Below are 7,704 nucleotides of genomic sequence, written 5' to 3' on the forward strand. Positions count from 1 at the left end.
TTTGATAGTTGGTCTTTCATACAAAATTAGTATTGGCATTACAAAATAATTTATACTAGTGTTTTGATTATTCAAATATGGTATAATCTAAAATAATAGTTAAATTTATTCCAATTGGTGAGGTTAAATATGAGATATTACTTAGTTGCATTATTTGATGATGACTCTTATAAACAAATAGAGCCTATACAAAAAAATTTATCAAAAAAATATAAATTATATAGAAATTTACCTAAATTACACATAACCTTAGAAGTAATAGAAGATCCAGACATAGAAAAATTAGATATTGTTCTATCGAAGATTTTTAAACCTTATAAAAGATTTAAAGTTGAGCTTAAAGATATTCTTTGTTTTAATGAACCATATAAATCTGTGAATCTTAAGGTTGAAAGTAAAGGTTATATAAAAAAGATAACTAGAAATGTCAATGATACTCTTAAACTACATGGCTTCCGTGTTAGAGATAACATAGATAACTGGGATTTACATGTATCCTTAGCTAATACTAACTTTGCCCAAAGAGAGTGGAAAAAGAATGAATATGAAATTGCTTGCAGTACTGCTAAAACTGAAGGATTTTATAATTTAGCTAAAATATCAAAGGTTGAACTATGGAAACCTATAAATAATAAAAAGGAAATGGTTATTAAATCTTATGAATTAAAAACCTTTTAAATTTTAATTATGAGAATATTCATAAATTTTTTATAGAAAAATCTTTGAATTCGTTTACCCAGTCTTTTCAATATCAAAAACTTTTTGTACAATATAAAAGACATAGTTCCTAAATGGAATAGGGGGATTTATAGAATGAATTTACAAAACTTTTTTAAAGTACAAGATGAAGCAAATAAACTATTAGTTATGGATAAAACTCTTAATGATTATAAGTTAACTGCTAGAAAACTCTTATCTCTTCATGTTAAATTAAGTGATCTAGCAAATGAAACTAAGTGTTTTAGATACTGGGAGGAAGAGGATAATTCCCCTTCTAAGGACGCTATTATGACAAAGTATATTGATTGCTTAAGTCACATATTAACTATAGGATTGGATAAAAATTATTCTGACTTAAAAGAAGTTGATTTAAACCCTAATGATGATTGCTTAAGTGATCAGTTTTTAAATCTATTTATAGATTTAAATGACATAATTATTTCTCCCTCAAAGGATCACTATCAAACATTGTTTGAAGATTTTATGAGTCTAGGAATCAGCTTAGGTTATTCTGAAAGTATTATTGATGATAAATATCACTCAAAAATGCACTCATTTATTTCTACTAAATAGAATTAAAGTTAACGGCTAAGAGAAAAGATACTTTTTAATTTCTCTTAGCTTTAATTATATTAATTTTTATTTTGAGAAATACTACTCTAGAGGTGATATTATGATAGGTGTTTTAATTTCTATACTTGCTGGAGTAGCTATGTCTTTTCAAGGAGTATTTAATACAAAACTTTCCGAAAAAATAGGTCTTTGGGAAACTAATACCTTTGTTCAAGGAAGTGCTTTTATTGTTACGTTAATAATCACATATTTTTTTGGTAAAGGAAGTTTTAAAGATATAACCACAGCTAAAAAAATATATCTTTTAGGTGGAATTTTAGGTGTAGTAATTATCTTCACAGTTATGATGGGAATTAAAAGTTTAGGTACTACCTGCTCAATTGCCATTATATTAGTTGCTCAATTAACAGCCGCCGCTCTTATAGATGCGTTTGGTTTATTTGATACTGACAAGATAACATTTGGAGTTAATGAGATAATAGGTATTATTCTAATGATTATAGGTATAGTAATTTTTAAATGGAAATTTTAATTAAGGGGTTATAGATGGATACTTTAAAAAATATTAAATTTCTTACCGCACTCACTTTAAATAATATAAAAACATACAGAACTAAACCTTATCTAACCAACAGTCAAGAAATCGAAGAAAATTCTATATATTGGTATGGTCATGCAACTACAATTATAAATATTGAAGGAAAGCTCATTTTAACTGATCCAGTTATCACTAAAAATTTGGGATACTTTAAACGACAGGCAGAAATTCCTATGGATATTACTAATTTAAAATTTGATTACATTCTTTTATCACATGGTCATATGGATCATTTGAATTTCTCATCTTTAAAAAAACTTAATAAAGATGCTGTAATAATAGTTCCAAAAGGTTATAAAAGATTAATAAGTCTTTTGGGTTATAAAAATGTTCATGTAATTCGCCATAATGAAACATATAAAGATTCTTATTTAACTATAAAATCTTTTGAAGCTAATCATGATGGAAGAAGATATTATCTTGGAATAGATAATGAAAGCCATTCATTTTTAATTAGTGGTAAAACTAAAAAAGTTTTTTTTGCAGGAGATACCGCCTATACAGAGGCTTTTAAAGGAATTTCTTCTGATGTTGCACTATTACCTGTGGGGTGCTATAAACCAGAGAGATTTTCTAAAATGCATTGTAATCCTGAAGAGAGTTATAAAATGTTTAAAATGATGGATTGTCCATTAATGATTCCTATACACTATAAAACTTTTATTTTATCTTTAGAAAATTTTGATGAGACTATTACCTCTTTAAAATCACTAAATGATAATACTATTAATGTACTTCATATTGGAGAAGTCTCAAAATTTTAAAGCAGCTTAGGCTGCTTTTTATTTATAGTATCTAATTTGGTGGAATATAAATATACTATATAGTGTATTAATTTAAAGGAGTTATTAATGTTTTCTTTAAAGAACAAATTAGATCCTCAACTTAAACAAGTTTATACTTCACCTTTATATAAAAGCTTCAGAGTCATAATAAAGTGCAAAAACTTTTTAAAAGATATCGAAAAGAAACTTAATAGTTATAAATGTATTCATATAGGCTCAATTTCTTCTGAAAAACTTATCTTTGCTGAAGTTAATAAAAGAGGTCTCGATAGACTTCTTGAATTTCCTGAAGTATCATCTATACATTTTGATGAGTTTTGTCATATATGTGGTGGTATGTCCGTTTCTACTGCCAATAGAGTAAACTTTCCAGATAAATATAGATTAACTGGAAGGGGTGTATCTATTGGTGTTATAGATACAGGGGTTTATCCTCATACAGACCTAACGCTTCCTTGGAATAAGATTTCGGGGTTTAAGGATTTTATAAATAACTATAATTATGCTTATGATGACAATGGGCATGGAACTATGGTAGCTGGAATAATAAGTGGTAGCGGATATATGTCTAAAAACATTTTTAAAGGCATAGCAGAAAATTCATCACTTTATGTTTATAAATCATTTGATGCAAAAGGGAAAGGTTATATTTCTGATATACTATTGGCTATAGATGATGTTATTAATAAGAAATCTGAAACTAACATAAAACTATTATCTCTACCATTTGAATACTTAGGGAACAACCCCTTAATTTTAGACTTATTTTCGAAATTTTTCTCAAGATGTATTAACAATAATATAGTTCCTATAGTTCCTTCTGGAAGCCTACCCAATATTACTCAAAGTATAATTGGTTTTAGTAGATTAGATAATTGTATAACGGTCGGTGGGATAGATACCACAAAAGATTTAAAACCTTATACCTATTCTTCCTGTGGTTTTATAGGAAAAACACTTAAGCCTGATTTATCGGCGGCTGCTAAAGATATTTTATCTTTAAATACTGAAGTCTCTTATATACCAGAAAAATCTGGAATAAAGATCTATCCACCTAAACTTGAAAAGTCATACTTAACATTTAGCGGAACTTCTTGCTCTTGTGCTTATATTACCGGAGTTTGTGCGCTAATATTTGAAAATAATCCAAACCTCTCCTTTAGTGACTTATTATCGCTCCTAAAACTATCTTGCGAAGAACTCCCTTATGATAAACCTCTTGGAGGTGAAGGGTACATTAACTTATCTAAGATAATGAATTAAAAAATCCACCGATGATGTCGGTGGATTTTCTTAATCTATGTACTTTATAGGATTTATAGCACTACCATTTACCTTTAATTCAAAGTGCAAATGTGGACCTGTGCTTCTTCCAGTGTTACCAATCTTCGCTATGATATCCCCTCTTTTTACCTCTTGACCTTCTTTAGCTAATAATTTACTACAATGAGCATATAAAGTTTGTATTCCATTTCCATGCTCTATGGTAATAACATTACCATAAGAACTACTATAATATGCTTCTATTACTTTTCCATCCAAAGCAGCTTTTATAGGATCCCCTATGTTTCCTGCAATATCTATTCCTTTATGTACCTTTCCCCATCTAGCTCCATAGTTTGATGTAATACTCCCTCTGGATGGATTCTCTAAAAATGCTACTCCACCAGCAATAGGATCTTTTACACCTTTATAAACTATGTTATCTTTAGGCTCCACTATAACTTTTTCAGATATGTTTTTCTCATTTAGCTTCTTACCATTTGAATATGTTACCTCCTTTAATACTTCTTTTTCACCTGCTATGCCTTCTTGATTTTTACTCTGTCCTAAATATATTTCGTTTGTAGATAATATTGTTGTTTTTGGCATTATAGCTTCTTTAACAGTTTCATTTAGTGTTATATCTATATTCAAAATAGGTTTATCTCCTTTATTAGTTTCATATAGTCTTTCAACAATAATTTCTAATGGATCTAAAGAAGATATATTAACCGTCTCTTTTTTAAGTTCTATGCTTCCATTTATATTTACAGATAAAACATTGTCTTTATCAACATTTATATCTTTTAAGTATTTTCCCACTAATGAATTTAGTGCACTCTTTTTTTCTTCTTCCGATGATATATATCCAAATTCAATACCATTTATAATTAATCTATTAGTATTAACTGTACCTTCTAGACTCTTAAGTACATTTTTTTTAACTTCTATATCATTAGTTATTGTGGTTTCGCTTTTTTTAACTTTTTTGAAACTTAACTTATATTTTTTTATATTAATGCTTGGGTATTGATCTACAAGCCCACTAGCTATACTTTTAATAGACTCTTTAAAATCTTTTTTATTATCTACATATCCTATAAGTCTGTTATTTATATATGCAGAATAATTTAAATTATTTTTACTATATGCTCTATATGTGATTATTCCTATAGATGTTGTGAGCATAATTACAATAAAACATATATATATCACAACCCTTTTCAGTATAATATTTTCCTTATTACAATTTTTCAGACTATCTTCCATGCAATTTCCTCATTTACTTTAATTTTGAAATACAAATACTACTATTCCCGAAATTAAAAATACTATACATTTTTTTATACTGAATTAAGTTGTTAGATGTTTTCTGCTTTGTTATAATGATTTTACACTTATGAGTGTTATTAAATTTATGGGGAAGGTGTAAATAAATATATGAGTACTTTTATGCTAAAAAATTCACCTGTTACCTTTACTCCTATTAGTAATATTTTTATTGAAAAACATATGCCAAAAGCGCGAGGAGAATTTGTTAAAGTTTATATATTAATGCTTAAATATATTTTATCTGGAGAGCTTGGAGTAAGTTCTTCTATAATAGCCTCTAAACTTAATCTTTTAGAGTCAGATATTATGAATGCTTTTTATTATTGGCAAGATGAAGGATTACTAAAAATAGTTCCTATAGACAAAATGGGTAACTACAGTATTGAGTTTTCTACTTTATCAGAGGAAATAGAAGAAACAAATCCTAAGCTCAGTCTATTAGAAGCTTTAAATTCTAGTGGAACTAAAGATATGCTTAAGGATATAGAAAAACTTATAGGAAGACCTCTGTCTCCTAAAGAAATGTCTTCTTATTTAGGTTGGCAAAAAGATTTTGGTTTTTCATCAGAACTTATTTTGCTTCTAATTGAATACTGTGTATCTAAAGGAAAAAAAGATTCCAGGTATATTGAAAAAGTTGCTCTTGCTTGGAATGATAACAATATTAAAACTATAGAAGCAGCTCAAAGCTATATAACTAAATCCGAGGACAAATGGGTAAAAATAAGAAGTATTCTTTCTTATTTGGGAATTAAAAATACAGATATCATGAAACCTCAAGAGGAGCTTTTAGATAAGTGGATTACTAAATACAATTATTCTCTAGAAGTTATATATAAAGCTGTACAAATTTGTTTTGATAGATTAGGACGCTCTGATTTTAAATATATTGATGGGATATTATCTAAATGGTATGGAAGTAATCTTAAAACCCTTAAAGACATAGAACAGAGTGAGGCTAACTATAAGGCTACTAACTCAAATAAAACCAAGTATACTCAAAAAAATGAAAAACCTAAGCTTAGGTTTGATAATTTTCAAGGAAGAAATTATGATTATGATTCCTTAGAAAAAAAATTATTAGGATGGGATAATGATGATTAAAGGATATAGGTCAGAAGTTTTATCTCTCTATGAGTTAATAAGAGAAAGAGAATCTAATGCCCTTAAAACTAGAAAAAAAGAAATTCAAGAGCTTCATCCAGAGATTATAGCTATAGACCAAGAAATAGGAAAACTATCTTTGAGTCTTTCTATGAATATTTTAAAAAATCATGATGATATAGCTCCAGTAATTACAAACTTAAAGAATAAAATAATGGATTTAAGAGCTAAAAAATATGAAATGCTTGTTCAAAACGGTTATCCTCAAAATTACTTAAATATACGTTATACGTGTAGTAAATGTAAAGATACCGGTTATATAGGAATTGAACAATGTGAATGCTATAAACGTAAACTTATAGAAGTATATTATAAAAACTCCGAGTTATCTGATACTGTTAGAAATAATAATTTTGATAACTTCGATTTATCTTTATTTTCTTCCCATAGAGTTGGCGATGAAAAATTTTCGCCTAGAAAAAATATGGAAAGTATATTTCAAGATATAATAACCAGGTATATGCCCTCTTTTAAACATCATAATGAAAATCTATTGTTTTATGGAGATCCAGGTACAGGCAAAACGTACTTAACCAACTGTATAGCAAGAGAACTTTTAGATAGCGGAGTTTTAGTTGTTTATAGAACAGCTGATGAGCTTATCAAAAATCTTAGGGAAGTTAGATTTGATAATAATAAAATCTTAGAAGAATTGCTTATTAACTGTGATTTGCTTATTATAGATGATTTAGGAACTGAACAAATAACAGAATTCTCTATAGCCGAGTTATTTAACTTATTAAATGTCAAACTATTAAGGAAAAAAAAGATGATAATATCAACAAATCTTACCTTAACTGATATAACAAAAACCTATACTGAAAGAATAGGTTCTAGGCTTATAGGAAATTTTAAACTTCATAAATTTTATGGAGATGATATTAGAGTACAAATTAATTTAAAGAAAAATAGAAGCTAGAATTACGATAGATACAAGAAGCTATAATCTATTATAATTCTAGCTTTCTTGTATTTATAAATCTTTATTTGATTTTATCAAATAATTATCTAATTAGATAATTATTACTGTATTGCCGTATCACCATATCTAATTATAAATAAAAAAAAGCTTTAGAAAAATCTAAAGCTTTTTTGTGGCGACTCAGAAGGGGCTCGAACCCTCGACCTCCGGCGTGACAGGCCGGCACTCTAACCAACTGAGCTACTGAGCCATATAATTTATTTGGTGGGCACAACAGGGATCGAACCTGTGACCCCCTGCTTGTAAGGCAGGTGCTCTCCCAGCTGAGCTATGCGCCCAAATAAAAA

The 7,704-nt window shown here is 28.1% G+C and carries 8 protein-coding genes and 2 tRNA genes; 7 read left to right on the plus strand and 3 right to left on the minus strand.

Translation table 11 applies throughout. The features are described 5' to 3' along the window. Nucleotides 1-129 precede the first annotated feature (129 nt). The 5 genes from B3N22_RS07745 to B3N22_RS07765 all read left to right on the plus strand — a co-directional run bounded on the left by B3N22_RS07745 (nt 130) and on the right by B3N22_RS07765 (nt 3,939). Entirely contained in the window at nt 130-678 is a 549-nt protein-coding gene (locus B3N22_RS07745) for a 2'-5' RNA ligase family protein (RefSeq protein WP_021804045.1), read from the plus strand. Between the two features lie 135 nt (nt 679-813). After that, nucleotides 814-1,293 (plus strand): dUTP diphosphatase, encoded by a 480-nt coding sequence (locus B3N22_RS07750; protein ID WP_073021215.1) that lies wholly within the window; start codon nt 814-816, stop codon nt 1,291-1,293. 100 nt (nt 1,294-1,393) lie between these two features. Then, complete coding sequence (locus B3N22_RS07755) at nt 1,394-1,825, plus strand: DMT family transporter (protein WP_021804043.1); 432 nt, start codon at nt 1,394-1,396, stop codon at nt 1,823-1,825. Nucleotides 1,826-1,839: 14 nt separating this feature from the next. Next, a complete protein-coding gene (locus B3N22_RS07760; protein WP_238904438.1) occupies nt 1,840-2,655 on the plus strand; it encodes an MBL fold metallo-hydrolase in 816 nt (271 codons plus the stop codon). Between the two features lie 87 nt (nt 2,656-2,742). Then, nucleotides 2,743-3,939: a S8 family serine peptidase gene (locus B3N22_RS07765; protein WP_238904440.1), complete on the plus strand. Its 1,197-nt coding sequence runs from the start codon at nt 2,743-2,745 to the stop codon at nt 3,937-3,939. Nucleotides 3,940-3,969: 30 nt separating this feature from the next. Here B3N22_RS07765 and B3N22_RS07770 read toward each other — a convergent pair whose 3' ends face one another. Further along, entirely contained in the window at nt 3,970-5,208 is a 1,239-nt protein-coding gene (locus B3N22_RS07770; RefSeq protein ID WP_286906057.1) for a peptidoglycan DD-metalloendopeptidase family protein, read from the minus strand. Between the two features lie 171 nt (nt 5,209-5,379). Between B3N22_RS07770 and B3N22_RS07775 the strand changes: the two genes are divergently transcribed. Next, nucleotides 5,380-6,375 (plus strand): DnaD domain protein, encoded by a 996-nt coding sequence (locus B3N22_RS07775; protein ID WP_073021223.1) that lies wholly within the window; start codon nt 5,380-5,382, stop codon nt 6,373-6,375. Continuing rightward, nucleotides 6,368-7,354, plus strand: coding sequence for an ATP-binding protein (locus tag B3N22_RS07780; RefSeq protein WP_073021225.1), 987 nt, complete (start codon nt 6,368-6,370; stop codon nt 7,352-7,354). Before B3N22_RS07775 ends, B3N22_RS07780 begins: the two co-directional genes overlap by 8 nt. A gap of 176 nt (nt 7,355-7,530) precedes the next feature. Here B3N22_RS07780 and B3N22_RS07785 read toward each other — a convergent pair. Beyond that, nucleotides 7,531-7,607 (minus strand) — tRNA-Asp (locus B3N22_RS07785). A gap of 12 nt (nt 7,608-7,619) precedes the next feature. Further along, a tRNA-Val gene (locus tag B3N22_RS07790) sits at nt 7,620-7,695 on the minus strand. Between the last annotated feature and the right edge of the window lie 9 nt (nt 7,696-7,704).

Source organism: Clostridium sp. UBA1652, assembly GCF_002320975.1.
Classification (GTDB): Bacteria; Bacillota; Clostridia; order Clostridiales; family Clostridiaceae; genus Clostridium_T; species Clostridium_T intestinale.